The 26216-nt window shown below is 52.6% G+C and carries 22 protein-coding genes and 1 tRNA gene; 15 read left to right on the top strand and 8 right to left on the bottom strand.

Going from position 1 to position 26216, the window contains the following annotated elements:
* Positions 1-33 precede the first annotated feature (33 nt).
* Positions 34-825 carry an RlmE family RNA methyltransferase gene (locus NQF64_RS01970; RefSeq protein WP_099026004.1) on the bottom strand — a complete coding sequence of 264 codons (792 nt, stop codon included), beginning with the start codon at positions 823-825 and terminating at the stop codon, positions 34-36.
* A gap of 137 nt (positions 826-962) precedes the next feature.
* Between NQF64_RS01970 and NQF64_RS01975 the strand changes: the two genes are divergently transcribed.
* From NQF64_RS01975 to NQF64_RS02005, 7 genes are all read left to right on the top strand, one after another.
* On the top strand, positions 963-1985 hold the full coding sequence (locus NQF64_RS01975) for a DUF475 domain-containing protein (protein ID WP_266106297.1): 1023 nt from the start codon (positions 963-965) through the stop codon (positions 1983-1985).
* A gap of 87 nt (positions 1986-2072) precedes the next feature.
* Positions 2073-2146: transfer RNA gene (locus NQF64_RS01980), tRNA-Gln, on the top strand.
* A 115-nt stretch (positions 2147-2261) separates the two neighbouring features.
* Entirely contained in the window at positions 2262-3650 is a 1389-nt protein-coding gene (gene hemN / locus NQF64_RS01985; protein WP_266106298.1) for an oxygen-independent coproporphyrinogen III oxidase, read from the top strand.
* A 145-nt stretch (positions 3651-3795) separates the two neighbouring features.
* Positions 3796-5280, top strand: a complete 1485-nt coding sequence (gene guaB, locus NQF64_RS01990; protein ID WP_266106299.1) for an IMP dehydrogenase — start codon at positions 3796-3798, stop codon at positions 5278-5280.
* Between the two features lie 48 nt (positions 5281-5328).
* A complete protein-coding gene (locus NQF64_RS01995) occupies positions 5329-6642 on the top strand; it encodes an RsmB/NOP family class I SAM-dependent RNA methyltransferase (protein ID WP_266106300.1) in 1314 nt (437 codons plus the stop codon).
* A 115-nt stretch (positions 6643-6757) separates the two neighbouring features.
* Entirely contained in the window at positions 6758-8608 is a 1851-nt protein-coding gene (locus NQF64_RS02000) for a cation:proton antiporter (RefSeq protein ID WP_266106301.1), read from the top strand.
* 134 nt (positions 8609-8742) lie between these two features.
* Positions 8743-9444, top strand: a complete 702-nt coding sequence (locus tag NQF64_RS02005; protein WP_099025998.1) for a response regulator transcription factor — start codon at positions 8743-8745, stop codon at positions 9442-9444.
* Between the two features lie 68 nt (positions 9445-9512).
* Here NQF64_RS02005 and NQF64_RS02010 read toward each other — a convergent pair whose 3' ends face one another.
* Entirely contained in the window at positions 9513-10310 is a 798-nt protein-coding gene (locus tag NQF64_RS02010) for an exodeoxyribonuclease III (RefSeq protein ID WP_266106302.1), read from the bottom strand.
* Positions 10311-10411: 101 nt separating this feature from the next.
* Between NQF64_RS02010 and NQF64_RS02015 the strand changes: the two genes are divergently transcribed.
* From NQF64_RS02015 to rpmG, 5 genes are all read left to right on the top strand, one after another.
* Entirely contained in the window at positions 10412-11440 is a 1029-nt protein-coding gene (locus NQF64_RS02015; protein ID WP_099025996.1) for a dipeptidase, read from the top strand.
* 303 nt (positions 11441-11743) lie between these two features.
* Entirely contained in the window at positions 11744-13612 is a 1869-nt protein-coding gene (gene uvrC, locus NQF64_RS02020) for an excinuclease ABC subunit UvrC (protein WP_266106303.1), read from the top strand.
* A gap of 53 nt (positions 13613-13665) precedes the next feature.
* Complete coding sequence (gene pgsA / locus NQF64_RS02025; protein WP_099025994.1) at positions 13666-14229, top strand: CDP-diacylglycerol--glycerol-3-phosphate 3-phosphatidyltransferase; 564 nt, start codon at positions 13666-13668, stop codon at positions 14227-14229.
* A 156-nt stretch (positions 14230-14385) separates the two neighbouring features.
* Positions 14386-16116, top strand: coding sequence for a hypothetical protein (locus NQF64_RS02030; RefSeq protein ID WP_266106304.1), 1731 nt, complete (start codon positions 14386-14388; stop codon positions 16114-16116).
* Between the two features lie 182 nt (positions 16117-16298).
* Positions 16299-16466: a 50S ribosomal protein L33 gene (gene rpmG, locus NQF64_RS02035; RefSeq protein WP_043561310.1), complete on the top strand. Its 168-nt coding sequence runs from the start codon at positions 16299-16301 to the stop codon at positions 16464-16466.
* Positions 16467-16544: 78 nt separating this feature from the next.
* On the opposite strand, the gene NQF64_RS02040 is transcribed toward rpmG, so the two are convergent.
* Positions 16545-16868 (bottom strand): FtsB family cell division protein, encoded by a 324-nt coding sequence (locus NQF64_RS02040; RefSeq protein WP_099025992.1) that lies wholly within the window; start codon positions 16866-16868, stop codon positions 16545-16547.
* 145 nt (positions 16869-17013) lie between these two features.
* Positions 17014-18297 carry a phosphopyruvate hydratase gene (eno, locus tag NQF64_RS02045; RefSeq protein WP_099025991.1) on the bottom strand — a complete coding sequence of 428 codons (1284 nt, stop codon included), beginning with the start codon at positions 18295-18297 and terminating at the stop codon, positions 17014-17016.
* 113 nt (positions 18298-18410) lie between these two features.
* On the opposite strand from eno, the gene NQF64_RS02050 reads away from it, so the two are divergent.
* On the top strand, positions 18411-18893 hold the full coding sequence (locus tag NQF64_RS02050) for a DUF3429 domain-containing protein (RefSeq protein ID WP_266106305.1): 483 nt from the start codon (positions 18411-18413) through the stop codon (positions 18891-18893).
* On the opposite strand, the gene kdsA is transcribed toward NQF64_RS02050, so the two are convergent.
* The 4 genes from kdsA to tpiA form a co-directional block, all read right to left on the bottom strand.
* Complete coding sequence (kdsA, locus tag NQF64_RS02055; RefSeq protein WP_266106306.1) at positions 18884-19711, bottom strand: 3-deoxy-8-phosphooctulonate synthase; 828 nt, start codon at positions 19709-19711, stop codon at positions 18884-18886. The genes NQF64_RS02050 and kdsA overlap by 10 nt on opposite strands.
* Positions 19708-21351 (bottom strand): CTP synthase, encoded by a 1644-nt coding sequence (locus NQF64_RS02060; protein ID WP_266106307.1) that lies wholly within the window; start codon positions 21349-21351, stop codon positions 19708-19710. The genes kdsA and NQF64_RS02060 overlap by 4 nt, the downstream gene beginning before the upstream one ends.
* A gap of 82 nt (positions 21352-21433) precedes the next feature.
* Positions 21434-21817 carry a preprotein translocase subunit SecG gene (gene secG, locus NQF64_RS02065; protein WP_099025987.1) on the bottom strand — a complete coding sequence of 128 codons (384 nt, stop codon included), beginning with the start codon at positions 21815-21817 and terminating at the stop codon, positions 21434-21436.
* 18 nt (positions 21818-21835) lie between these two features.
* Entirely contained in the window at positions 21836-22630 is a 795-nt protein-coding gene (gene tpiA / locus NQF64_RS02070; protein WP_099025986.1) for a triose-phosphate isomerase, read from the bottom strand.
* Positions 22631-22792: 162 nt separating this feature from the next.
* On the opposite strand from tpiA, the gene NQF64_RS02075 reads away from it, so the two are divergent.
* Together NQF64_RS02075 and NQF64_RS02080 are read left to right on the top strand one after the other, a co-directional pair.
* A complete protein-coding gene (locus NQF64_RS02075) occupies positions 22793-24754 on the top strand; it encodes a peptidylprolyl isomerase (RefSeq protein WP_266106308.1) in 1962 nt (653 codons plus the stop codon).
* Positions 24754-26202: an anthranilate synthase component I family protein gene (locus NQF64_RS02080; RefSeq protein ID WP_266106309.1), complete on the top strand. Its 1449-nt coding sequence runs from the start codon at positions 24754-24756 to the stop codon at positions 26200-26202. The genes NQF64_RS02075 and NQF64_RS02080 overlap by 1 nt, the downstream gene beginning before the upstream one ends.
* Positions 26203-26216 lie beyond the last annotated feature (14 nt).

Genomic DNA, 26216 nt, shown 5'->3' on the forward strand with positions numbered 1-26216 from the left:
ATCTCTTGGAAGGGAGCGGGATAATCAAGGAAATCAGAGTTCATCACGGAAGCCAGTGGCGATGACGTAAAGCTCGCTCGATTCCTTACGGGAGGCAGGCGGTTTGACGTGCTTTACAACGGCGAAGTTGCGCTTCATCAGGTCTAGCATCTCTTTTTCTGACCCCCCTTGGAAGACTTTTGCAATAAAGGCGCCGTCCTTAGCGAGGATTTTTAAGGCGAAGTCGAGAGCATTTTCAGCTAAGGCCATAATGCGGATATGATCAGTTGCAGCATGGCCTGTGGTGTTAGGTGCCATATCGGACATCACAAGGTCTGCACGCCCGCCAAGCATGTTTTGGAGCCGCTCTGGCATGTCGGCTTCCATAAAATCCCCTTCGATGATGTCGGCCCCCGGTACGGGGTCCACTGGTAGTAAGTCCACCCCAATGACCTTAGCCGCCCCGCGCTTAACGGCAATCTGCGCCCAGCCCCCCGGTGCGGCACCCAGGTCCACCACGCGGCTACCGGGTTTGATAAAGTGGAAGCGGTCATCCATCTCCAGCAATTTGAAGGCCGCGCGGGACCGCCAGCCTTGTTGGCGTGCCGCACTGACGTAGGGGTCATTTAATTGGCGATTGAGCCAGCGTTGCTGGGCAGGGGTGCGCCCACGGGCTTTGCGTAGTTTGACGGTCTGCGTCCGTAAGGTTTGGGAGGCAGAGGCATCATCGGCGGGGTCGCGCGTGCCGGGTGTGCGTGAGTGACGCAAGGGCTTGCCGGGAACACGTTTTGCGGCTCGCTCTTTAGCAGGGCGGCGGGATGAAGGAGGCGTATCTTTTGGGCTCATAATGCGAGAAGATAAGCCCTTCCTCCATATCTGCAAAGGCCGCTTCGTCTTTTTGTTGCTGTAAGAGGCTTTTTGCTTGTAAGGGGCTGGCAGAGACATTGTGTTAGCCGTTGCACTAGAGAAGATAAGGGCATTTTGTGAGACAATTTTACGCCGCCTTTATGGTTGCAGCCTTCGCCTTATGTATAGGGGCAGGCTTAGGATATTGGCAGACAGCGAGCCTTACCGGGGTGCTTATGGGGGTAGAGGCTGTAGCGATTCTAGCCCTGATGGAAACTGCTGAATCCATGGATAATGCGATTGTCGATTACGGTATTCTCAAAACCATGTCTCCACAATGGCAACGCCGTTATATGAGTTGGGGGATGCCGATTTCAGTTTTAGGGATGCGGTTTCTTTTCCCCATTCTGCTTGTGGCTATTGTCGCAGGGCTTTCCCCGTGGCAAGCGGCGCGTTTGGCGGTGATGGAGCCGCAGCGTTATGCCCATATCATGCTCGGTGCGCGGGATATGATTGCCTCTTTTGGTGGGGCATTCCTCCTCCTCATCGCGCTGAATTACTTTTTAGATGATGATAAAACCCATCATTGGGTTACATGGGTGGAAAAGCCAGTAGCACGGCTTGGTGGGGTCCCCGCCTTGCCTGTGGGGGTGACATTAGCGGTGCTGATGGGGGTAAGCCGTTTGATGGGCCCCGGGCATGACCCGTTAGCCTTTCTCTTTTGGGGCTGTGGGGGGATTGTTGCCTATATATTGGGCAAAGAAGGTCTCGTCTGGTTGATTGGTGAGCCCGGTGCGGCCCCCCTTATGATGAAGGGCGGCTTGCTTAGCTTCCTCTACCTAGAGTTTATTGATGCGAGCTTCTCCTTTGATGGTGTCATTTCGGCGTTTGCTATTACGACAGACCCTATCACAATCGCCCTTGGCCTTGGTGTGGGGGCCATGTTTGTACGGTCTATGACCCTCTCCATGCTGAAAACGAACGCTTTGGCAGAGTATGTTTATGTAGAGCATGGGGCGTTTTATACCATCCTTATTCTGTCTCTTTTGATGCTATGTGGCGTGTTGGTCTCTGTGCCAGAATGGATAACGGGGCTGGTCGGGCTATTATTGATAGGCGGGGCCTTTTTGGCGAGCATAGCCCAGAGGCGTTCGGGCTGATGGGATAGATGAGGGGGGGGAAAAACGTGCCTGCCCTCTTGCGCCTGAAAATGAATGACGTTAGAAACCCGACTGCATACACCGCCTTGGGAGATAGTTTAGCGGTAGAACTACCGGCTCTGACCCGGTCAGCCCTGGTTCGAATCCAGGTCTCCCAGCCAGTTATCTTAGCTTAAATGATGCACAAGTTCGCTTAACATACGCTTCAGATTTGCGTATCAGCGTATGCCGCTGTAAGGGAGGGCTCCCTTCTTCAAGGTTGGAGCATGGCACGATATGGCTGCAAAAATCTCATCTGATTTAATAGCGCGTTATGCGGGCAATCTGCCGCGTTATACCAGCTACCCAACCGCTGTTAGCTTCACTGATGCTATTGGCCCGCAAGATGTGGCAAGCTGGCTAAAGGCTTTGCCGGCTGAGCAATCGGTCTCGCTTTATTTTCATGTCCCTTTTTGTGATGAGCTATGCCGCTTTTGTGCCTGTAATACGGCTGTGATGCGGCAGGAGGAGGGACGCAAGGCATATGGGGCGTTATTGCTAGAGGAGATGCGCCGCGTTATCGCCCTGATAGGGCAAGGCCGCCTTGTACGGCATCTTCATTTTGGGGGAGGGACGCCGACAACCTTACCGCAGGATGTTTTGCGGGAGGTCATGGCCGCTGTGCGTAGGGCGTTCCAGATAGCTCCAGATGCAGAGTTGGCTATGGAGATGGACCCGCGTCATGTTCCAGAGGGGATGTTGCCACTCTTGGCGGAGTTGGGGTTTAATCGCATCAGCTTTGGAGTGCAGGACCTTAACCCACGCGTACAAGAGACATGCGGGCGCGTACAATCTTATGAGCAAACTCTCGCCTGTGTGCAGCAAGCCCATGCTGCCGGGGTGCATGGGGTGAATATCGACCTCATCTATGGTCTGCCTTATCAAACGGTGGAGAGTGTGAAGGACACCGCCCAACGCATTGTGGCCATGCGACCAGATAGATTAGCTGTTTTTGGTTATGCTCATGTCCCGTGGAAGCAGAAACGCCAGCAACTCATCCCTCAGGAGGCCTTACCCGGTACGGAGGAGAGGGTTGAGCAAGCGGCGATGATTGATCACGTCTTGGTAGAGGCGGGCTATAAGCCCATTGGGCTAGACCATTACGCCCATCCAGATGATGCAATGGCGCGCGCTTATGAGGCCGGGACACTGCATCGGAACTTCCAAGGCTATACGATTGATTCCTCACCTGTTTTGCTGGGGATGGGGGCCTCGTCTATCTCCATGACGCCAGAGGGATATTATCAGAATATCCCCTCCACAGCCGCTTATGGCCGTGCTTTGAAGGAGCAAGACGGCTTGCCCATCGCCCGCGGTGTCTTTCGCACACAAGATGATCGTTGGCGGGGGAGGGTGATTGAGACCATCATGTGCCTCTCTGCTGTGGACCTTACCCCTTATATTCCAGAAGGGCAGGCTCTAAGTCAGGCTTTTGCTGCGGAGCTAGAGGCGTTACGCTCTTTTGAGGAAGATGGGTTGATTCACTGGCAAGGGAATCACCTTAGCCTGACAGAAAAGGGCAAGCCTTTCCTCCGGCATGTGGCAGCGGTGTTTGATGCACGGCAGAAAGAGCTTGCCGCAAAGCAAACAGGCCAAGCGACGCCGCGTTTTTCGGCTTCATTGTGAGATAGAAGGGTCATAGTGGCGGATTTTCTTTGCCTCCCTTTGCAGAGTGCGTTATGAGACCCTGCCAACGGCTTAAAACCTATCAATAGGGTTAGGCTGACCGAGTTGTATCGACACAGGACGCACGAGCGAGGGCGTAGGCAGCATGACAGACTTCCCACAAGAGAGACTTTATAACCGAGTGCGTGATGCCTTGGCCTTTGATGATGTCCTTATTGAACCTGTTGAATCCTCTGTTCTGCCGGGGCAGGTCAGCACAAAGACACGTCTTACCCGTAAGCTTAGCCTGAATATTCCACTTCTTTCCTCCGCTATGGATACAGTGACGGAAGAAGAAATGGCTATTTGCATGGCCCAGCAAGGCGGTATGGGGGTTATCCATAAAAACCTAACGCTGGAGGAGCAGGCTGAGCAGGTCCGCCGTGTGAAGCGTTTTGAGGCCGGGATGGTGGTTAATCCCGTAACAGTTGGGCCGGACCAAACCCTGCGGGAAGTCCATGAGATTATGGCCCGCAATGGGATTTCTGGCCTCCCAGTTGTGGAGAAAAGCGGCAAGCTGGTTGGGATTTTGACCAATCGTGACATGCGCTTTACTGCTGATGAGACAACACTTGTCCGCGATATGATGACCCATGAAGGGTTGGTGACGGTTAAGCATGGGGCATCGCCTGAGCAAGCCCGCCAACTCCTGCATGACCATCGGATTGAGAAGCTCCTTGTTGTGGATGATGCAGAGCATTGCGTGGGGCTGATTACCGTTAAGGATATGGATAAAGCAACGACCCATCCTTTGGCGGTAAAGGATGCTGAGGGCCGGTTGCTCTGTGCGGCGGCTATCGGCGTAGGGGAAGATGGCCTCCGCCGTGGGGCTGCCCTTGTGGATGCGGGGGTGGATGTGCTGGTGGTTGATACCGCCCATGGCCATTCCCGCGGTGTGTTAGAAACTGTTGCGCAATTACGGGACCGTTATGCGGATGTGCAGCTCATTGCGGGGAATGTCGCGACACCAGAGGCTGCACAAGCTTTGATTCGCTCCGGTGCAGATTGTGTAAAGATTGGCATTGGCCCAGGGTCCATCTGCACAACGCGTGTGGTGGCGGGTGTGGGTGTGCCGCAATTCTCTGCGGTGTTGGAGACAGCGGCCGCCTGTCATGAGCTTGATGTCCCCGCTATTGCCGATGGGGGGATTCGGACCTCTGGCGATATCGTCAAAGCCATTGGGGCGGGTGCGGATGTTGTGATGGTTGGTTCCATGCTCGCAGGATGTGAGGAAAGCCCTGGTGAGAGCTTCCTTTATCAGGGGCGGACCTATAAAGCGTATCGTGGTATGGGCTCCATGGGGGCGATGGCCCGTGGCTCGGCGGATCGTTACTTCCAAGGGGAGGTACGCGATACGCTCAAGCTGGTTCCAGAGGGGATTGAGGGGCAAGTGCCTTATAAAGGCCCGATGGCAGCGGTGGTGCATCAGCTTGTTGGGGGGCTGCGGGCTGGTATGGGTTATACAGGCTCCGCTACCGTGGCAGATTTGCAAGTTCGGGCGAAGTTCCGCAAAATTACGAATGCTGGCCTGCGCGAAAGCCATGTGCATGATGTGACCATCACGCGGGAAGCACCGAACTATCGCCTGTAAGGTGATTTTTCCCTTTCCTGAAGGACGGAAACAGGGTAGGCGGGGGCCATGACCCCCGCTGCTCGTCTCTCTGGTGCGATTGATCTGCTTTGTGCGATTCAAAATGCGCCTCATCGTCCGGCTGATGCCGTGGCTAATAACTTCTTCCGCGAACGCCGCTATATTGGTGGCGGGGATCGCAGGGCTATCTCGACCTTAGCGTGGGATGTGCTGCGGGCGTGGCGGCGGCTGCATTGGCATTTACGGGCAGAGTTACGGTACCGGCATGAGGATATTTCCCCACGGCTTTTATGCGCGGCGATGCTGCATTTTGTGGGGCAGCCTTTATCCTCCATTCAGGCGTTATTTAGTGGGGAGCGTTACGCGCCAGCCCCATTGAGTGAGCGTGAATATGCGATGCTGGCGGCATTAGAGGGCCAATCCATCACAGATGAGAAACAATCCCTCCCTGTCAGGTTGGAATATCCTGATTGGTTGCACCCTTATTTAGAGCGTGATTTCGGTGAGCGATTGGAGGAGGAAATGCGTGCCCTCATGGGGGCTCCAACGCTCGACCTCCGCGTGAATCTGCTGAAAGGAACGCGTGAGGAAGCCTTGCGCCGCCTTAAGCGGGAAGGGTTTGATGGGCAGCCAACGCCTCTCTCCCCTTGGGGGATTCGCCTTGAGGGTCGCCAGCCCATTACCGCTGCGGCACCTTTTCGGGATGGTCTGGTAGAGATTCAGGATGAAGGAAGCCAGCTCATCGCTGCGGCGGTTGATGCTCGCCCTGGCGAGCGGTTGCTTGATTATTGCGCTGGTGCGGCGGGAAAGACCTTAGCCATTGCCATGACGATGGAAAATAAGGGTCAAATTGTCGCATGTGATGTCTCCTCTATACGGTTGGAGGGGGCTGTAAAGCGGTTGCGCCGGGCGGGTGTGCATAATGTGACGCGCCATCTCCTCAAAGAGGGAGATAAATGGGCCAAACGGCGGGAAGGACAGTTTGAGACGGTATTGGTCGATGCGCCTTGCTCTGGTACGGGAACATGGCGGCGTAACCCTGATGCACGGCTGCGGCTAAGTGAGACGGATGTACAAGAGCTTTGCGTAAAGCAAGCCGCTATTTTGGATATTGCCGCACGGCTTGTTCGCCCCGGTGGGAAATTGGTTTATGCCACATGCTCTCTCTTAGGAGTGGAGAATATCCAGCAGATAGAGGCCTTCCTTAAAAGACGGGCTGATTATCAGCCCCTCCCTTCAGCGCGGCGGTCTTTATTCTTGCCAGAGAGCTTGCGCCAAGATTCTGCCTTTGCCCTTACCCCCCATAGCTATGGGACAGATGGCTTTTTTGTTGCGGTGATGGAGCGTAGCGCACAAAATTGAGCCTCTTACAGCCTCATTAGCGTGATGGCGGAGCTTTTCTGCCATGGAGCGTTTGTGTATTTATTGTGAGAATGGCTGATATTCGGCTACGCGCAATGGAGGAAATACGCTCCCTATGGCCTATGATGTTCTCTTTGGTGTGGTGCTAACATTTGGGGCTGGTATGTTGGCGCAATGGGTGGCGTGGCGTCTGCGCCTGCCAGCGATTGTGTTGCTGTTTGCTATGGGGCTTCTTTTTGGCCCTGTGCTAGGCTGGTTGAACCCCTCTGCGACATTAGGTCATGCCTTTCGCCCGCTTGTCTCCATGCTGGTCGCCTTGATCGTGTTTGAAGGCGGCCTTGCGCTGGATATTCGTCAGTTACGCGAGGCTGGGCAAGGGGTTGCACGTTTGACGATGGTGGCCTTGCCTATCAACTGGCTCTTAGGCTCCATAGCCGCACATTATGTTGCACGGCTGGAGTGGGGGCCGTCTTTTCTCTTTGGGGCGATTATCGTGGTGACGGGGCCTACGGTCATTCTGCCTTTGCTACGCAGTGCCAAGTTACAACCGCGTGTTGCTGCCTTTTTACGGTGGGAAGCGATTGTGAATGACCCGCTAGGGGCTATTCTTGCTGCGGTTGTGATGCAGGTTATGTTGCTGCATCTCGACCTGCATAAACAGATGCTCTTTGTCCACACTTTGCCTGATATGGTTGTGGCGGGGGCTTTGTCTGTTGCTGCGGGGATATTGCCTGCTTATTTGCTCAGCTATCTCTTTACGCGGGACTTAATGCCAGAGCTGTTAAAGGTCCCTGTCATTCTAACACTGGCCCTGATTATTTTTGAGGCTTGCACATTGGCGATGGAAGGTGCGGGGCTAATTGCCGTAACCGTTTTTGGCATGATGCTGACCAACCTACACCCGCCGGGGATGAATGAGCTAAAACGCACAAAAGAATCCCTTGTCGTGCTGATGGTCTCTGTATTGTTCATCCTCCTCGCGGCGGATTTGCATCGTGGGGTTCTGGCACGGCTCTCGGTCCCGATTTTATTGTTGACCTTAGTGGTGTTGTTTGTGGTGCGGCCACTGGGGATTTTCCTCTCCACATTAGGCACAACGATGAGCTGGCAAGAGCGGCTTTTTGTGGGCTGGATTGCCCCGCGCGGTATTGTTGCAGCGGCTGTGGCTGGGGCTGCGGGGATTAAATTGGCAGAGGCGGGGTATCCTTCGGCAGAGTTGGTGATGCCTGCGGTGTTTGCGGTCATTGCTGTGACGATGATTTGCCATGGCTTCTCCCTCGGTCCCCTCGCACGGCGGCTACATCTGACACTTTCTAACGAGCCCGCTTTGGTCATTTTAGGCGGTAATGCGTGGTCAACGGACCTTGCTGCATGCTTGAATGAGGAGAAAGTACCCGTCTTGCTTGTTGATACAACAGCGCAAGAGCTTATGCCGGCTGCACGGCGCGGCGTGCCTGTTTTAAAGACGGAACTTCTCTCCGCAGCCGGGCAAGAAGCCTTGGAGGAGCGGCCCGCCGATTATCTAATCGCGACAACAGGGGATGCGATTTATAATGGCATGGTCTGCGGGCATTTAGCCCCTCATATGGGGCGGGAGCGCGTTTATCAGGTCAGCCCCGGTGTGGCACGGCTGGACCTCTATCGTGGTCTCTCGCGTGATGCGCGTGGTAAAGTACTGGGAGAGCCGGGGTGGAACTATACGTTTTTTGATACGTTATTTAGTCGTGGTTGGCGATTTGTTAGTTACATTGTAACGGAATCAACCGTTGAATTATTGGAGAAAGAAGAAAATCGGCTTGAATTACTCATTGTTCGTCGTGGTACAGGGATATTTATACGATCAGCAGAAGATCGCGCAAAGACGATCCCCGTAGTAGGGGATTTAGTGGTTGCTATGGTCTCGCCCGATGGTCAAGAAGCCGTCACGCTTGCAAAAGAGGATGCACAGCTACGTGAGGAGGCATAGCCTTCTGTTTTTAAACGGATTAGGGTAGTGTTGGTTGTTAGTTGCAGTGCTATGCTTTTCAGGCTTCCTTTTTTTGGGGAATGGTAGAGGCGGTGCAGTAACTGAACTGTATTTATGAACAGGATTTTTGAGACATGAATACTCGTCACTCAATATTAATTGTTGACGATGATGATGGTTTAGGTTCCGTCTTAGCGGCTCAGTTGTCAGAGGGAGCGGCTTATCGGGTAGAGCGCGCAACCACGCTTGCTCTTGCAGAGGAAGTATTGGGTCGTTCTGAGGGGCGGATTAATATTGTCTTGTTGGATGTGAATCTTCCTGATGGCGATGGCCGGGAATTTTGTGCGGCATTACGTAAAAAAGGCTTAGCAATCCCTATTATCATCATGACAGGCTCTCATGATGAAGATGATGTCATTCGTGGTCTTGATGCAGGGGCGAATGATTATGTCGCTAAACCCTTCCGTGTAGGGGAATTACAAGCGCGGGTGCGTGCCCAATTACGCTTGTTCGAAAATAGTGAGGACGTTGTTTTTGATATTGGTCCTTATGTGTTTCGTCCTGCAAATAAACAGCTTTTGGACCAAAAAACAGGGCGGCGTATCCATCTGACAGAAAAAGAAACAGCCATTTTAAAATATCTCTACCGTGCTGGGGGGCAGCCAGTAGAGCGTGATGTGTTGTTGCATGAGGTCTGGGGATATCATGCCTCTGTAACGACCCATACATTAGAGACCCATATTTATCGCCTTCGCCAAAAGATAGAGCCTGCTCATGGCCGAGCTGGGATTTTGCTGACAGAGGGTGGGGGCTATTGCCTTAACCCTAATTTGTAAAGGCGCTCTTTAAAGCAGGCTGGTCCTATCATGTTAGGTCAGCCTGCACTCTTTATAGGGTGGTATTGTTAGAGGGTGATGTCCATCATGACCGGGGCATGGTCGGAGGGGGGTTCCCAATCGCGTAGCGCGCTGAGAACGGTGATTTTTTGCATGTTGGGGAGAATATCTGGCGTGGTCCAGATATGATCTAATCGACGTCCACGGTTAGATTTCTTCCAATCCCGGTTGCGATATGACCACCATGTATAGAGTTTTTCTGGCTCTGGGATGGCAGTACGCATGGCATCTTTAAAGCCTGTGTGCATCCAGTCTAACAAGCCGGATGTCTCAATGGGTGTATGGCTAACAATTTTGAGGAGCTGTTTATGGCTCCATACGTCATGCTCTAGCGGGGCGATGTTTAAATCCCCCACAAGGATGCTTCTTTTAGGAGGGTGGGCTGTAAACCACTCTTTGGCTTCTTTTAAAAAAGCGAGCTTATGGGCGAATTTTTCGTTCTCGTCTGGGTCTGGTATATCGCCACCAGCAGGGACGTAGAAATTATGAAGATTCACCGGGCCGGAGTCTGGATGAAGGCGCGCAGCAACATGGCGGCAATCCATCTTGCCGCACCAATCAGGTGCATGAGGTAGGGCGGGCTCTAACGGTATGCGTGATAGAATCGTCACACCATTATAGCTTTTCATCCCGCGATAAAGCTGATGCGGGTAACCCAGGGCCGTTAACGCCTCTTGGGGGTAGAGCGGGTCGGGGACCTTAGTTTCCTGAAGGCAGATGACATCAGGGGCGTATTCTTCGCTCAGACGCGTTAAGAGGGGCAGCCGGAGGCGAAGTGAATTGATATTCCATGTAATAAGACGCATGGCTTTTGATCCCTCTTTAAGCGGAAAAATTCAAGTATGATCTTGCGATTACGGCGCATTACGCCACATTGAAGCGTATAGCGAAGGAAGGGGCCTTATAGATGTCTATTTTCATCATGGATACGCATATTGATATTCCGTGGGAGGAAAAAACGGCGGATGGCCTTCCCAGTTGGCACAAGCGTGACCAAGCTGATTGCGCCCAGCGAGATGTAGAGCGGCGGTTTACGGTCCCCAAAGCGAAAGCGGGCGGGTTAGGGGCGGCTTGTTTGGCAGCCTATACACCACAAGCAGGCCTTGATGAAGCTGGTCATGCGGCGGCATGGCGGCGGGCGCAAGCTATGTTAGAGGCAATAGAGGATATGGTCCCCCATTATCTTGAGGGACAGGCGGCTCTATGTCACACAGCCGCGCATATACGGCAGGCGGCGCAAAATGGCGATGTCGCGCTCATCCCGGTGATGGAGAATGGTTATCCGATAGGAGAGGATGATAGCCGCATTGGTTGGCTCGCTCAGCGTTATGGGGTGCGTTATATGACCCTTACCCATAATGGGCATAATCTCTTAGCGGATTCCGCAGTGGTACGAGAAGGCCCAGAGGAAGCGCATGGCGGCTTATCCTCGTTGGGCCGCCGTGTGATTCAACAGATGAATCGTCATGGCATGTTGGTGGATGTCTCACATGCATCGCGCAAGACGATGATGCAGGCTGTAGAATTTTCCGAGGTGCCTGTTTTTGCGAGTCATTCTTGCGTGCGGGCTTTGTGTGACCATCCGCGTAATCTGGATGATGGGCAGCTAGATGCGTTGAAGGCGAGTGGTGGGCTCATCCAAATCACAGCCATGGGGGCGTTTTTAAAACGTGGCGGTGGTGGCACAGCGACGGATTTTGCGAAGCATGTGCTGTACGTTATCCGCCGGATAGGTGTGGAGCATGTTGGTCTCTCCTCCGACTTTGATGGCGGGGGCGGCATAGAGGGCTGGCAGGATGCTGGTGAGACACCTCAATTGCTGCAGGCTCTACGGGACCAAGGGTTAGATGAGAGTGAGCTGCAAGCCGTGGCGAGTGGCAATATGTTAACATTGCTTGAAAAGGCAGAACGAAGAATGACGAAGAGTCAAACATAAATTACTCTTTTCAAGTGGATGTTATCGCATTTTGTCCACTCTTTTTTTCAGAAACGGGATTGACAGTTATATTGGGAAGAAAGGCGGAAGCAGACGTGTTACGTTCTAGAAAACCTTTTATAAATCCTTATTTTTCAAGGGGTTATTTTTAGTGACCAAAAAATAGGCAATCTATTGAAAGGAAGAGAAACTCTACGATGCGGCGTTTTACCCTTGGGGTATTCACAGCTTTTTCCACAGGAATAGTGGATGAGTTTGAGAGGCTCCGTAGAATTAGGAAAAATCAGCGGAAAAATAAGAGATATGGCTGAAATCCCTCAAGGTGTGGCTGCGATTCGTAAAGCCTTAAAAACGATTCCTGATACTCCAGGCGTTTATCGTATGCTCGGGAGTAAAGGGGAGGTCTTATATGTTGGTAAGGCGTTAAATTTAAAAAAGCGTGTTACGTCTTACACGCTTCTCTCTCGCTTGCCCGAGCGTATCCGCTTGATGGTAACGCTTACTGTGGGGATGGAGATTGTTGTTACGCGAACAGAGGCTGAGGCTTTGTTGCTGGAGGCCAATTACATCAAGCGGATGAAGCCACGCTTTAACATCCTCTTGCGGGACGATAAATCTTACCCTTGGTTGTTGCTGAGTGGGGACCATACCTATCCCCGCTTGATGCGCCAAAGAGGGAAACCGGTAAAGGGAGCAACTTATTGGGGGCCTTTTGCGTCATCTCGTGCGGTGGATCAGACGATCCAGGTTATTCAACGGGCTTTTATGCTGCGGACATGCACCGATAGCGTGTTTGAATCCCGCACCCGGCCTTGTTTACTCTATCAAATCAAGCGTTGTTCTGCCCCCTGTGTGGAGCGGATTAGCGCGCAGGAATATCAAGCGTTAGTAGAACAGACAAAAGAATTCCTCAGCGGTGGGGGGCGGGAACTACAACAACGCCTCACAAAAGAGATGGAAGAGGCGGCTGAGGAGATGGCTTTTGAGCGTGCTGCTTTGATTCGGGACCGTATCCGCGGCTTTGCGAATCTTCGAGCCTCAGGTGCGATTAATCCCATTACTATTCGAGAGGCAGATGTTGTGGCTTTGTGGCAGCAAGCGGGACAGAGCTGCATACAGGTTTTCTTCATCCGGGGCGGACGAAATAATGGGAACCGCGCTTTCTACCCACGTCATGCGGAGGATGCATTCGCAGCTGATATATTGGCGGCTTTTTTACTTCAGTTCTATGAAGATAAGCAGCCTCCTGCTCAGATACTGACAAACATCATCCCACAAGAAGAGGCGTTGCTTACAGAGGCGCTCACGTTACAGCGTGGGCATAAAGTACAGCTACTCCAACCGCAGAGAGGAGAGAAAAAGGATGTGCTAGATCATGCCATCCTTAATGCGCGTGAAGCGTTAGAACGCCGCTTAGCAGAAACCGCAGGCCAGGCCATCTTGTTGCAGAAAGTGGCAGATTTATTTGGGTTGCCCGCTCCACCAAAAAGAATTGAGGTATACGATAATTCTCATTTGATGGGCCAAGCCCCTTATGGGGCAATGATTGTTGGTGGGCCAGAGGGATTTGTGAAACGAGCTTATCGGAAATTTTCTATTCGTGGCCCCATTGCCCCTGGTGATGATTTTGGAATGATGAAAGAGGTTATGAGTCGGCGTTTTGCACAGTTAAGTGAAGAGGATGCGGGGTGTGAGACATGGCCAGATTTATTGCTTATTGATGGTGGTAAAGGGCAGGTACGAGTTGTAAAAGAAATGTTAATTGAGAGAGGTCTTGCGTCCATCCCAGTCGTTGGGATTGCTAAAGGGGTGGATCGTAATGCGGGGCGGGAGTGGTTTTTTGTTGAAGGACGAGAGCCGTTTCAATTAGCTGTTAACGATGCTGTCTTATATTACTTGCAACGTTTACGAGATGAGGCGCATCGTTTTGTTATTACAACCCATAGGGCGGGCCGTTCAAAAGCGCTGACTCATTCGGGGTTGGATGACATCCCGGGGATTGGGCCTGCCCGAAAGAAGGCGTTGTTGACACGTTTTGGGTCTGTTCGGCAAGTGCGACAGGCCGTTATAGAGGAGTTAGAACATGTACCAGGAATTAATCGTGAAATGGCGCAGGTCATTTATGGATATTTCCATCCAGAATGGGTAAGAGAACAGAGTGACATCTCCTAAAAACCCTGACCGAGATATATGTTGGGGCATGACCTGCCGGATAGAGATTTGTAGTGATTAACCTACCCAATCTTCTTACATTGTTCCGTATTCTTGTTATCCCGGTTTTGATTGGATGTCTCGCCGGTGGTGGCTTATGGGCAGATATTGCGTTTTTTCTCTATGTTGGGGCATGTGTGACGGATTATCTGGATGGGGCCTTGGCACGTCGGCAAGGGTTGACCTCAGATTTAGGTCGTATGATGGACCCTATTGCTGATAAGCTTTTGGTAGGGGGCTTATTGTTGGCTCTGGCAGGGACGGGGGGATTGCGGTTTTGGTCCCTTTATGCGGCTATTTTAATTATGCTGCGAGAGATTTTAATTAGTGGTTTGCGGGAATATATGGCGTCTCAGAATCAGACAATCCCATCGACCCGCTTGGCGAAATGGAAAACAGGGATGCAGATGGTCGCTATAGGTTTTCTCATCCTCGGGCAAGGGGTTATTAATTCTTTTCATGATATAGCCCGATATTTCGGGGTGATTGGCGCGGCATTGCTTTGGTTGTCTGTAATTCCTACCCTTTTGACAGGGACGGGGTATCTTAAAGCAACCGTGGCACGGATGCGGGTATAAATGGTGGGACATCAGTTAGATAAATATAAAGCCCAGATAGGGGCGCATCGTCTCCTCCTCTTATCGGAGGATGTTTATAGGAAGAGATATGCGCCTCAGATGGTAAAGGGCAAAGAAGATAAAATAAAGCGAGCGAGCCTCCTTATCCTCTCTGTTTTGACAGCAAGTTGCACAGGCTGGGACAGACATGCAGGGGAGATGTTTAATCCTTTAGGTAATCCTAATTCACCTGATGCACAGAGTGAGGTCGCCCGGCGTGTACGTGGCGAAGTGGTCAGTACGACGCCTATTTTACCTGAGGAAGGTGATATTTGGCCTGGTCAGCCAGACCCAGTACCTAGCTTGCAGGATGTTAGTCGCTCTAATAGTCATTTTATTGATAAATGGCATCAATTAAGACCGCAATTAGAAGCAGATTTGCAGCATCAACTTGCCGATGGGCAGGGCATAACGGTTGGGGAAGGTGTCGGCAAGCGTTATGGTTCTGGCAAGGTTGTAATGCCGCTTGATAAAACCTTGCCGTCGCATGTGCAGGATAATGCTTCCGCTTATCTGGAGCCATTGGATGAGCAGGAGGCTGCTCAATCTGCCAAAGCGCTCAAGAGTGTGAATCATACCGTTTCAGCTGCGTCTCCTGCTACGATTCCGCCGCAGCAAGAGGGGCATAAAGAGAACGTTGTTGCACAAGCCCCCTTGCCGCCGCCTGCTTTGATTGTTGTCCCTCCTTTACCACAGGCTGAGCCCGTTAAGAGGCCGTCTTTGGTGCCTCAAAAAGAGGTGGCAGCTCAAGCAACGCCGGCACCGCAGCCGCCTGCTAAGACGATGCCGTTTGCCTCTGCGCTGCCTGTTTCTAGGCAGCATGAGGCTGTCATTCCGCACCGTGAAGAAGTGGCTGTGCGTAAAGCTACCTTACCGCCGCCTGCTTTGATTGTTATCCCTCCTTTGCCACCGGCTGCACCAGTTAAGCGACCATCTATGGTGCCTCAAAAAGAGATGGCAGCTCAGGCAGTACCAGCACCGCAGCAGCCTGTTAAGACGATGCCGTTTGCCTCTGCACTGCCTGTTTCTAGCCCGCATGAGGCCGCTATTACGCACCGTGAAGAAGTGGCTACACATGAGGCTACCTTGCCACCGCTGCCCTCGATTGTTGTTCCCTCTGCGCCAGAGCCGGTTGCGGAGAAGGAAGTGCCCCGGCAGGATAGAAAACCGACAGTGGCTCCGCCTCCGGCTCGTTCTGGTCGGTATAATAATGACGTTGCTGCTGTTTTTGCAGCGGGTGGAGGGGCGTTACCTCTGCATGAATCCAATAAGAATACCGTTATTAATGGCCTGTCGCATAATCCGCCTGCCGTCTCTGTGATTCCTGAAGAGATGTACAGCTCTACACCTTCTGTTGGTCAAGGGAATGATTTTGATGAGGGGGTTGGCGGTGCTAAATCGTCGTCCATCCCTCGTCATCATGAGCAAGTGGCTGCATCAGCTGAGGCGATTGCCCCGGGGACGGTGTCTATTCCTAATGGGGATGGGACGTTCACGCTTATTCGTCCAGATGGTAATATTAAGGTGGTTCATGAGGTACGAGGGGCCTCTCTTCAAGAGAGTGCCAAACAACCAGCGCGGTATGAGCGGGATTCTACTGTAATGCAGAGGCCTATTCCGATGCCGCATTATAGGCCCGCAGCTGGGCCTCAGCAGGCCAGTCGATATGATTGGGAGGGCGATGTCATCAAGCTCTCCGAGACAGTTGGGGTGGCTATGCCTCATGCTACGTCTGGGCGGCGTCATCCGTCCCATAAACATGCTGGAATGGGCGGGAAGAAAGGTTCAGCTCGGCATCATGTTGTGCATGATCATTATGATTCGTTGGATGATTTTGGTGATAAATAAGAGAAAGACGGTGATAGGGCGGGAGAAAATGATGATAATCCGTTTTACTGAGAGAACTTCCACCAAAAAGGCTTGACCTGGAAGGCGCAAGGTATCATTCTCCCGTCCAAGTATTAGGGGATATGCTGCTCTTGAGTAAATGGTAAAGCGGCATCCCATCATGGCAGCAGTCCGAGGGTAGTATGGCCAAGACAAATGTTATTATGATTCGTCTCGTTTCTTCCGCAGATACGGGGTATTTCTACGTCACGAAGAAGAATGCACGTACAGCAACAGGCAAGATGGAAGTGCGTAAGTACGACCCCGTTGTGCGCAAGCATGTTGTCTTTCGTGAAGCAAAGATTAAGTAATAAGGCGGCATCGCGTGATGTAAAAAAAGCGGCCTTTGAGGGGCCGCTTTTTTTATAGATGATATCTCATCATGCTTTTTAATAAAGCGGGTGCTTTTCTCCGTATGGGATGACAAGATCATCCTTGAGGCTGCTATTGAGCATTGCGCGACTGCGCTCATCTAACATATCTGGGTCCAAAGCTCTTTCATTAAGGGCGAGCACACGCCGCCGCCAGATGGTTTGTTCTTTGTGAGCGTCAGCCAAAGCGGATTGTGCTTCTGTTTGTAATGTTTTTTGGTGCTGATACGCTTTGATCCCAAGGTCCCCATGCAGGGCATTCCATAGAAAATAAGCAGTTAGTAGTAGGAACAAGAGGGGAGCGCAGATGGTACTCATACCACGCCGCAAAAAGATGATCATCCCCGCTCTCCTAACATCGTTTATGAATAAGGTAATAACGTCTTATTCTATGAATCTTTTCTAAAAGAGGCAAGGTCTGAAGCAGAGTGAAAAAAACCCCGCCTTTAAGGCGGGGTTTTTCTTAGACCGACGGTCTGGCTGAAGATTATTTACGTGTCTTCAGGATGCTGCGACCAGCATATTGTGCGCTATCACCAAGCTGCTGCTCAATACGGATTAGCTGGTTGTATTTCGCCATACGGTCAGAGCGGGACATGGAACCTGTCTTGATCTGCCCTGTGTTCACAGCAACGGCGAGGTCAGCAATGGTGCAATCCTCTGTCTCACCAGAGCGATGGCTCATCACTGTTGTGTAGCCAGCGCGTTGAGCCATTTCCACAGCACGCAATGTCTCTGTCAGAGAGCCAATCTGGTTAACCTTAACGAGCAGGGAGTTAGCAACGCCCTTCTCAATGCCTTCAGCAAGACGCTCAGGGTTTGTTACGAATAAATCGTCACCAACGAGCTGAATCTTGTCGCCGAGACGCTTTGTAAGCTCCTGCCAACCTTCCCAGTCATCCTCAGCAAGACCATCCTCGATGGAAACAATCGGGAACTTCTTGGTCAGGCCTTCCAGATAATCGACCATCTCGCTGGAGGAGAAGCTCTTGCCTTCACCCTTCATCTCGTAACGGCCGTTCTTGTAGAACTCTGTGGAAGCGCAGTCCATAGCAAGGGTAATGTCTTTACCAAAACTATAGCCAGCATCTTTAACGGCTTTCTCGATATAGCCGAGAGCATCTTCTGTGGAGTTCAGGTTAGGTGCAAACCCACCTTCGTCACCCACATTGGTGTTCAGGCCATTCTTGTGCAGCTCTTTCTTCAAACAAGCGAAGATTTCAGACCCCATACGGATAGCTTCCGCAACGGAGGAAGCACCGACTGGCTGGATCATGAACTCCTGGAAGTCGATAGCATTATCAGCATGCTCACCACCATTGATGATGTTCATCATCGGGACGGGCAGAACATGAGCAAATGTGCCACCGACATAGCGGTATAGCGGCAGGTCCAGCTCCTCAGCTGTAGCGCGGGCAACAGCGAGGGAAACACCGAGGATGGCGTTTGCACCCAAGCGGCCTTTATTTGGTGTGCCATCCAGCTCAATCATGGCTTTATCAATGGCAATCTGGTCTTCAGATTCCATGCCACGTAGCTTATCGGCAATCTCTGTGTTAACAGCGTTGACAGCCTTCAGGACGCCCTTACCGTGGAAGCGTTTTTTGTCGCCATCGCGCAGCTCCACAGCTTCGTGGGCACCGGTGGAGGCACCAGAGGGAACAGCAGCGCGGCCGGTCACACCGGAGGCTAGTTCAACATCTACCTCAACAGTCGGGTTACCACGGCTGTCCAGAATTTCGCGGGCAATAATATCAACAATTGCGCTCAAGGGACTTCTCCTGACTCTATGCGGCGGAGCCTGCACGGCCTATCATCAGGCGCGAAGCAACATCCGCTTCCACCCTATTTTAGTCTCAAAAACCGGGCCTGAGGTCAATTAAGATGCGACAATTTCCTGTCACGGCAGCCATGCTTATTGTGCTTGGCGGTGTTCTGCCTTTGTTAATGGGCGGCTGGCTCTTTTTGGCAGGGATTGTCATGCCTCTACCGCATTTAACGCTTGTTTTGCTTGCTTATGGGGGCTGTCTCTTACCCTTTTATGGGGCGATGAATTGGGGTTTCTTAGCCTGCAAGCCCACCATCATCCTCCCAAAAGGGGAAAGCCTGCGCGATAAGCGGGCGATTCTTTTAGGAGGTTTTGCGTTTTTATGGGGATGGCTGGCCATGGGTGTTGGGGCCTCTGGCTCTTTAAAAATAGGTTTTGCGCTGGAAATAGGGGGCTTTCTCAGCCTCATCTTATTAGAACGACTCGCAAACCGGCATGGTGACTTCCCGCCCGGTTATTTTCTGGTACGGGTGATTAGCAGCATTTTATGCGTGATTGGCTTCACGCTCGCGCTTCTTTCTCCGCAAGGTCAGTTCTGAGAGCCTTGCTTTACCAAACGGTCTATGCCGATGAGCGGCTCTAACAAAGCGCGCATATCGGCAAGGGGGATCATCGTAGGGCCATCACTAGGAGCGGTATCAGGGGTCTGGTGCGTCTCGATGAATAGCGCACTCACTCCCGTTGCAACAGCCGCACGGGCGAGGGGGGCGACAAACTCCCTCTGCCCACCAGTTGCATGGCCTAACCCACCGGGTTGCTGGACGGAATGAGTGGCGTCGAACACAACAGGATAGCCCGTCTGGGCCATAATCGGCAGGGCGCGCATATCGTTAATAAGCGTCCCATAACCAAAACATGTCCCGCGTTCACAAAGGAGGATGCGGTGATTGCCGGTGGATTCCAGCTTTTCAACGATATGTTTCATATCGTAGGGGGCGAGGAACTGCCCTTTTTTTACATTCACAACCTTGCCGGTTTTTCCCGCTGCGATGAGGAGGTCCGTTTGCCGACAGAGAAAAGCAGGAATCTGGAGGACATCCACAGCTTCTGCTACGGGGGCACATTGCTCAGGGGCGTGGACATCAGTGAGAACGGGGATTGAAAAATGAGAGCGAATATCGGCGAGGATTTTAAGCCCCTCTACTATTCCTACACCACGCGCAGCGCGGAGGGAGGTGCGGTTCGCTTTATCGAAGCTGCTTTTATAAATGAGCTCAATACCCAACTCACGGCAGAGCGTGCTTAACGCCTCCGCCATGAAGAAAGCGTGGTCACGCGATTCGATTTGGCACGGCCCAGCAATAAGGCGAAAGGGCTGATCCTGCCCTAGGTTGAATGTCCCTAAAGGAACATTCACGCCTTATCCTCCCGTGTTTGATGCTCTTTTTTGGCCGCCCCAATAAACCCGCTAAAGAGTGGGTGCGGGTCAAAGGGTTTAGAGAGCAATTCTGGGTGATATTGCACACCGATGAACCAGGGATGGTCAGGATATTCAACAACTTCAGGCAGAACACCATCAGGCGACATGCCAGAGAAGCGGAGGGAGGTTTTCTCCAGCACTTCACGATAATGAACGTTCACTTCCCAGCGATGGCGATGGCGTTCGCGGATGTCGGTTTTACCGTAAATGGCCGCCACGCGAGAGCCCTCGACCAGCTTAGCCGGGTAAGCACCTACGCGCATAGTCCCGCCCAAATCGCCCCCTTCACGGCGGCGGAGTAGCTCTGTCCCACGGGCCCATTCCGTCATCAGCCCGACTAGCGGTTCTTCTGTAGGGCCGAATTCGGTAGAGGAGGCTTTTTTCAACCCGGCGAGGGAGCGGGCACATTCGATAACGGCCATTTGCATCCCAAAGCAGATGCCGAGGAAGGGGATACGATTTTCCCGCGCATAACGCACGGCATTGATTTTCCCCTCCGAGCCACGCTCGCCGAACCCACCGGGAACGAGGATGCCATCCATGCCGCGTAGCTGGTTTTCAAGTTGGGTGGGGTCTTCCAGAGTTTCCGCATCAATCCAGTTCATATGGACGCGCACATCTTGGGCGATCCCACCATGGAGCAAGGCTTCGGCAAGGGATTTGTAGCTATCGAGGAGAGCTGTGTATTTACCAACAATCCCGATGCGTACTTCCCCTTTAGGCTCGCGCACACCACGGACAATCTTCTCCCAGCGGGAGAGGTCTGGTGCGGTATCATGTGGCAGGCCAAAATAACGGAGGACTTCGCGGTCCATCCCTTGTTCATGATACGCAATAGGGCAGGCATAGATTGTATCGACATCCAAAGCCGCAATCACAGCTTCAGGACGAACATTACAGAAGCTGGCAATTTTTTGCCGCTCTGTTTGCGGGATGGGTCTATCGGACCGGCAGAGGAGAATCTGCGGTTGTAAGCCAACATTTTGTAATTCTTTGACAGAATGTTGCGTTGGCTTGGTCTTTAACTCTCCCGCGGAGGGGATATAGGGCAGAAGGGTGAGATGCACGCACATCGTGTTCTCATGGCCCAAATCATTCCGTAATTGGCGAATCGCCTCTAGGAAGGGCAGGCTCTCAATATCGCCGACTGTCCCGCCAATCTCGACAAGGACGAAGTCATAGCCATCCGTATCGGAAACAACGGCCTCTTTAATCGCATCGGTAATATGCGGGATGACCTGAACTGTAGCCCCAAGATAATCGCCGCGCCTCTCGCGCGCGATGACGTTGGAGTAAATCCGCCCCGTTGTGGTGTTGTCGGAGCGACGAGCATGTTCCCCGGTGAAACGCTCATAATGGCCGAGATCAAGGTCTGTCTCAGCACCATCATCGGTGATGAACACCTCCCCGTGCTGATAAGGGCTCATCGTGCCCGGGTCAACGTTGAGATAAGGGTCCAGCTTCCGAATGCGGACTTTATGCCCACGAGCTTGGAGGAGGGCAGCCAGAGCTGCCGAGGCGATACCTTTACCGAGGGAGGATACAACCCCACCCGTCACAAAAACAAAGCGCGTCATGGGAGGCCCTTATATAGCGAAGAGGCAGGGAAGGGGAAGTAGATTATGGCTTAACTTCCCCTAAAAATTAGTACCTTAAAAATTAGTGAGCAGGTGTTTGCTCACCTTGTGTTTGTTCTTGCGTTTGTGTGGGAGCAGCAGGAGCCTGCGGCGTAGCTGCTTGTGGCGTAGTTTGCGCTGTTGGCTGAGATACAGGCGGATGAGCGAGAATATCACGCCCATTGCTCGCCCCAGAGGAAGCCCCGCGATTTAAGATGGCAAGGACTAAGCAAAGAATCATAAACAGGCCAGCTAGCACCGCCGTGCTACGGGTGAGCAGAGTCGCTGTGCCACGCCCAGACATAAAAGAGCCAAGCCCCTGACTATTGCCAACGCCAAGACCACCGCCTTCGCTACGCTGAATCAGGATAACGCCGATAAGGGCTAGGGCAACCAGAACAGTGAGGATAAGCAATAATGTGGTCATTCAATCAGGGTCCAAAAGTTATGAGGTCAGTTGAGGTGTGGTGGCCTCAGCCGCAGCGGTGATAATATCTAAGAAGCTTTGCGCCTCCAAACTAGCACTGCCGACAAGCACCCCATCTAAGGCCTCAATGGACATAATGGAAGGTGCTTGAACAGATGTTACGGACCCGCCATACAGGACCGGGACGCGAATGTCATCTGTCATGAGCCTCATCGGCAATAAAGCACGGATGAGTGTTAACTTCCTTTGTAGTTCTTCATGGGAGGGGGTGATCCCGCTCCCAATGGCCCAAACAGGCTCATACGCGACGATTCCGCGGAAGCCGCGCGTCAGGGAGCCCTCAATCTGGCTAGCAAGCACACTTGCCGCACGGCCTTCGTTACGTTCAGCAAGATGCTCGCCAATACAGACAATCGGCGTTAATCCCGCAGCGGTAGCGGCTTTGACCTTTTGGCGAATCACGGCATCTGTCTCACCATGATTTTGTCGCCGCTCTGAATGCCCAAGGATGACATAATTTGCCCCTAGGGCCTTGATCATTTGTGGAGAAATATCCCCCGTAAAAGGACCAGAGGAAGCCGGGTAACAATCTTGTGCCCCTAAGGCAAGCTGATCATCGGGCAGAGCGACCTTACTAAGTACGTCATGCACCCCAGAGAGCTGCGTGAAAGGGGGGCAAAGGATGGTATGGAGATGGCTAGGGGGAGGTGTCTTTTTTAACCCTTGAGCAACACCCTCTGCGAGTTCTAGGCCATATTCGTGGCGGGCCTGCATCTTCCAGTTCCCAATGACGAATTTGGGTACAGTGGTCATTCCGCTCTCCCCCGGTTCGCTGTGGCCTTATTCACGCGGTATCGCGTAAAAGATGGCCGTGGCGTGCTGGTCAATTTGTCTCAGCATCTCTATGCTAGGGCAGCTTAGCGGGTTTTTCCGCTTAACGCCATTCCACCATTAGATAAGTGATACGCGCTTTCGATGATTACTGCTCTGCGTCATTTCCTGGTTGACTCTTGGTTAGGGCGGGTACTCGCCTTGTTAGTCTTTGCCTCCTTCGTTGTTTTAGGGGGAACATTTTTTGGTATAGGCGGGGGGGCCGGTTTGGGGGGAGACGTTGTGGTACGCATTGGCGGCCATAGCGTGACGCCTATGGAGCTCCAGCAAGCTATACAACGGCAGATTGCTTATGCGATTCAACAAAATGGTGGCTCCCCAGAGATCCTTAAAGCACCGCAAGCGCGTGAGGAGCTAGGGCGTGCTGCGTTGCGTACCCTTATCCTTACACGAGAGGGGGAAGTGGCTGGCCAACGCAATGGCTTAACCCCAAGCGATGATACGATTCGGGCGGTTGTATTTTCTATGCCTGTCTTTCAAGACCCAACGGGTAAGTTTGACCCGCAGAAGATGGAAGCTGTGTTGAAGGGCAACCAACTTGATCATCAGAGCTTGGTAAATGAGACGCGCAATATGCTTTATGGCTCTGCAACAACATTCAATTTTGGGCAGGGCATGGTAGCCCCTACTGCACAAGTCGATTGGATGGTGAATTTCTTCACCCATGGGCGTGTTGTGGATCTGATTCGTCTGCCTTTCTCCTTGGGAGATGTCGCGACCCAGCCGACAGATGAGCAATTAAAGCGCTATTATCAGAATCATCTTTGGCAGTTTCATGTACCAGAATATCGTCATGCGCGTTTGGTCGTGATGACGGCGGGAAGTGTGGCAAAAACACTCTCTGTTTCTGATGAAGATGTAAAAGCTGCTTACGATCAAAAAATGAAAGATCCTGCCGAGGCAGCGCGGTATAATAGGCCAGAGTTGCGCACGGTGGAGGTTCTTGCGGTAACGGATAAGACCCTCGCTCAGAAAATTGCAGCAATGTGGAAGAAGGGTGCCTCTTGGGAATCGCTGCAAAAGCAGCATCCGAGTGCGATTCCTGCCTCCTTGAATGACGCCCGGATGACGGACTTCCCAGATCCAATGTTAGGGAAGGCCGTTTTTGCGACAGGGGCTGGGGTGGTTTCTGATCCTATTCAGACGGCAGCTGGATGGAGTGTGGTTCATGTCGTCTCTGTGAAGCCTGCTTATCAGGCTAATTTTACTGACATGAAGGACAGTCTGCGGGAGGATATTGCTAACGCCCGTGCCGTGCCTCTGCTAAAAGAGCGTACGCGGAGTTTGGAGGAGGAAGTGGCGAAATCTGCCACTCTAGATCAGATTCCTGCGGATATTGGGGCATTCCCCTTAGCAGGCACAATGGATGAGAAAGGCAATATTCCCGGCGGGGAGCCGGCCCCTTTGCCTGGTGATGCTGCTTTGCGTGAGGCGTTATTACAGCAGGTCTTTAGCCAAAAGAAGGATGAGCCTCCTCATATTGTTACCCAGCCTGATGGGAGTGCTTTTGCGGTCTTGGTGGATAATATCGTACCAGCCCACCAAGGCAGCTATGAGGAAATGGGCGATAAGGTCAAAGAGGCATGGCTGGATGATGCGCGTAAACATGCGATGGAGCAACGTGCAACCAGCCTGTATCAGCATGCTAAAACGGATGGCTTGCGCCGTGCTGTGGATGGCCAGAGCGAGGCGTCCCTTCTGCAAAAGGATGAGCATTTCTCTCGCCTTCAGCAACGGCAGGATGTCCCAGCGTTGATCCTGCGTGCGGCTATGGAGCAGAAAGAGGGTGAGACCGTTATGCTCCAAGAGGGGGATGCTTATTGGCTGGTGAATGTGACGGGTAGTTATGAGGAATCGCCAACGTTAACAGCCTCATTGCGGCAGAATATTATGACCCAAATGGCAGAGGCCTATCGGGCTGATCTGCGTGAGACATTGGGCATGTCTTATACGCGTTCTGCCCCGCCACGGCACTTTAATGCAGGCTTGTTTAATGACATTAATAATCGGGTCTTTAGCAGTGTTTCGGGAAGGTTGGGGCAGTAGTGTGTAAGATTCTTCATAGGGTAGAAGCGGCAGACCTCCTCACACCACTCTCGGTGTTTTTGCGTCTATCTCGTTTAGCGGATGATCCCTATCGTCTCTTTTTTGAGAGTGTAGAGGGTGGGGCTGCACGGGGGCGTTATTCCATCATCGCTTTGCTGCCCGATACGGTTTGGCGGTGCCAAGATGGGCAGGCCTTTCGGGATGGCAAGCCGGAGGCAGTAGCCCCACTGACCTCGCTTAAAGCTTTGTTGGATGAAAGCCGGATGCCCTTGCCAGAAGGCTTGCCGCCGATGATTGGCGGCGTCTTTGGGGTGCTGGGTTATGATATGGTCCGGCAGATGGAGGATTTGCCTAATCCCCCGCCTAATGACCTAAACCTCCCCGAAGGGGTGATGATTCGTCCGCGGCTTTTTGCTGTATTTGATACAGTGCGGGATGAGTTGATTTTAGCCACACCGCTGCGTGAGGGGAGGACAGAGCAAGATGGTGAGGCTTTGCTAGCCAAAGCAGTGGAGGCCTTGCGTCAACCTGTAGCAGACCCTGCCGAATCCCTCCCTGAAGGAACGACACTGGCGGAGCCTGTCTCCAACATCACGCATGAAGCTTTTTTGCAGAACGTCAAAAAAGCGCAGGATTATATTGCGGCGGGTGATGCCTTCCAAATTGTGCCAAGCCAGCGTTTTACAACGCCCTTTCCCCTTTCTGGTTTGGCATTATATCGCAGCTTACGGCGGATTAACCCCGCACCATTCTTATTTTTGATGGACCTTGGGGGCTTTACGCTTGTTGGTTCCTCCCCAGAGATTTTGGTGCGGATGCGCCAAGGGGTCGTCACGGTGCGTCCTCTGGCAGGTACGCGCCCGCGTGGGCGGGACCGCGCGCATGACCTTGCTTTGGAGAAAGAACTTCTTGCCGATGGCAAGGAGCTTGCCGAGCATCTTATGCTGATTGACCTAGGGCGTAATGACGTTGGCCGCGTAGCGCAGCTTGGCACGGTAGAGGTGCCAGAACGCTTTGTGGTAGAGCGTTATAGCCATGTCATGCATATTTCCTCCACTGTGACGGGGAAGGTGAAGGCAGAGTGCGGTGCGTTGGAGGCTCTCTCGGCGGCTTTCCCAGCGGGGACGCTCACAGGGGCCCCAAAGATTCGCACTATGGAGATTATTGATGAGCTAGAGCCAACACGGCGAGGCCCCTATGCTGGGTGTGTTGGTTATTTTGGTGCGGATGGGGACATGGATACCTGCATCGGCTTGCGTATGGCCTTGTTGAAAGACGGGCATATGTATGTACAGGCCGGTTGTGGTGTCGTGGCTGAATCCAACCCCGAGGCGGAGTATCAAGAGACGAGAGCGAAGGCACGTGCGCTCTTTAGCGCAGCAGAAGCAGCGATTGAGCAAGCGGTGCATGTAGGGCAGCAAAAGCATTCTGCTCCGAGGGGGATGTAAAATGCCGCGCGACA

This window comes from Bombella saccharophila (assembly GCF_026385475.1).
In the GTDB taxonomy this organism is placed as follows: domain Bacteria; phylum Pseudomonadota; class Alphaproteobacteria; order Acetobacterales; family Acetobacteraceae; genus Bombella; species Bombella saccharophila.